Annotated in this window: 3 protein-coding genes; 1 reads left to right on the top strand and 2 read right to left on the bottom strand. The window is 66.8% G+C overall.

Going from position 1 to position 2,391, the window contains the following annotated elements:
- Positions 1–431, bottom strand: a 431-nt coding sequence (locus B7X30_RS15545; protein WP_286731856.1) for an NAD(P)/FAD-dependent oxidoreductase, incomplete at its 3' end; no start/stop codon positions are given.
- A gap of 130 nt (positions 432–561) precedes the next feature.
- A complete protein-coding gene (gene speB / locus B7X30_RS15540; protein ID WP_286731854.1) occupies positions 562–1,515 on the bottom strand; it encodes an agmatinase in 954 nt (317 codons plus the stop codon).
- 222 nt (positions 1,516–1,737) lie between these two features.
- On the opposite strand from speB, the gene B7X30_RS15535 reads away from it, so the two are divergent.
- Positions 1,738–2,391: aminotransferase class III-fold pyridoxal phosphate-dependent enzyme (locus tag B7X30_RS15535; RefSeq protein WP_286731853.1), on the top strand; the 654-nt coding region annotated here is incomplete at its 3' end.

Here is a 2,391-nt window from a genome sequence, read left to right as displayed (position 1 = left end):
CGTTTGCTGGCGATGAGGCTGCGGGTCTGCTGCGCGTCGAAGCTCTGCAGATGGGTGTAGCCGTATTCGCGCTGCATATGCTCGGCCCAGGCATGCAGCGCGCGGGCTTTCTTGGGCGTGACTGCTACGCTCATCGCGCCGGGCGTCCAGTCGCAGTCGATGGCGTATTGGGCGATGCGTTCGCGCAGCAGGCGAATGGCGTCGAGCGACATTTCCCAGGCGAAGTGCGCGCTCTTGGCGCCGAGCTGGCGCTCGAACGGCTCCATCTCGCTGGCGTAGCCCGCCAGCGCCTGGCCGCCGTTTCGGCCCGAAGCGCCCCAGCCGATGTGTCGCCCTTCGAGCAACACCACCTGCATGCCGCGCTTGCGCAGTTCCAGCGCGGCCGACAGCCCGGCCAGACCCCCGCCGACGATGCATACATCCGCCTGCACCTCGCCCTGCAGGGGCGCGTGGCGCGGCGCGGCATGCGCGGAGTCGATGCGCGGAGTCGACGTAGTACGAGTTCTCGATCAGGCGCTGCGCCTGTTGTTCCAGCCGCATCATGCGCGGGATCCTTCCGGGTCAGGGGGAGACAGTTTTTTCTGAAGCGAGTCGCGCGCACAGATAAGTCCAGACGCACAGCGCGGCGATGTTGGAGGTGAGTTCGGCGTGGTCGTAGGGCGGCGACACCTCCACGCAGTCCATGCCGACAAAGGGCAGCTGCATGGCGCACAACTCTTCCAGCAGCGACAGCACTTGCGCGCTGCTCAAGCCGCCGGGCTCGGGCGTGCCGGTGCCGGGGGCGAAGGCGGGGTCGAGACAGTCGATGTCGAGCGTGACATACACCGGGGCGTTGCTCGCGGCCAATCGGGCGCGGATGTCGGCGGTGATCGGTGCAAGCTGCGACGGACTCTCCAGGCCGCGCAGCTCGCGCGCGGTGATCACCCGGCCACCGATGGCGTTGACGTATTCACGCGCCTCGCGCTCGGCGGCCGAGCGTATGCCCACCTGCACGAAGCTCTGCGGCACCACCAGCCCTTCCTGCACCGCCTCGTAAACCCAGGTACCGTGCCCCGATGGCTCACCGAAGTGGTCGGTCCAGGTGTCGCAATGCGCATCGAAATGCAGCACCGCCAGCGGCTGGCCATGCAACGCGCGCAAAGCCCGCAGCAAAGACAAGGTGATGGAATGATCGCCACCCAGCCACACCATGTGCTGATGCGCCAAGAGTGTTCGCGCCTGGGCTTCGAGCGCGGCGCGCATCGTCTCCAGGCTGGTGTTGGGCAGATACAGATCGCCGTGATCGCACAGGTCGGCGGTAGGCGAAAGATCGAAAAACGGGTGCGTCGCATCGCACAGCATCTGGCTGGCCTGGCGGATGGCGTTCGGCCCGAATCGGGCACCGGGGCGGTTGGTCACCGCCCCGTCCCAGGCCACACCGGCCACGCCGAAGCGGGGCGTCGGCGCATTCTCGGCGCTGGCTGCTGCGCCGAGAAACCGTTGCTGTGACAGATAGGCAAAAGCGTGTTGAACCATATTTTTCGAATAAGTGAACGGACTGCGAAGTTCAGTCCACGCCAATGAAGCCCTGCAAGCGGTCTGAACCATATCGACATTTTTTCAGGAACGATAGAACCACTTCGCCCACCGCGCGCGGGGCCATTTCGGGGCTTGCCAGACGCTCACAGGCTTGGCGATACTGCGCGGCGGCCGCTTTCCATCGCGCCCTCCATTGCACATTTTCCAGCGCCCACCGTCATGAGCCCCACAAGCCTTCCCGCCGACCGCGTTGCCCGCTTTCACGCGATCGAGGCCGCCCGCTTCCTGGCCGCGCATCCGCGCTGCGTCGCGCTGCACCAGCAGGCGCAGCGCCACTTTCTGTTCGGCGTGCCCCTGCACTGGATGGCCGATGCGCCCTCGCCCGTGCCGCTCTATGTGGACAAGGCGCAGGGCGCCCGATTGTTCGATGTGGACGGCCACACCATCATCGACTTTTGTCTGGGCGATACCGGCGCCATGTTCGGCCACAGCCCCGCAGCCATCGCCCGCACCCTGGCGGAGCACGGCGCGTTTGGTGCCACCACCATGTTGCCGTCCACGGTCGCGCTTGAAGTCGCTGACCTGCTGGAGCAGCGCTTCGGCCTGCCGATGTGGCAGTTCACCGCCACGGCCAGCGATGCCAACCGCTTCGTGCTGCGCTGGGCGCGCGCACTCACCGGGCGCCAGCACATCGTGGTGTTCAACGGCTGCTATCACGGCACGGTCGACGATGTGTTCGTCGATCTCGACGCGCAGGGGGCCGCCCACACCCGTCCCAGCCTGCTGGGTCAGGTCCACGACCTCACCACCACCACCCGCGTGGTCGAGTTCAACGACCTCGACGGCCTGCGGGCCGCGCTGGCCGCAGGCGAC

The organism is Thiomonas sp. 13-64-67, from assembly GCF_002282795.1.
Taxonomy (GTDB): Bacteria; Pseudomonadota; Gammaproteobacteria; order Burkholderiales; family Burkholderiaceae_C; genus Thiomonas; species Thiomonas arsenitoxydans.
The sequence above is the reverse complement of the archived record's forward strand: the minus strand, read 5'-3'. Positions and strand labels throughout refer to the sequence as shown.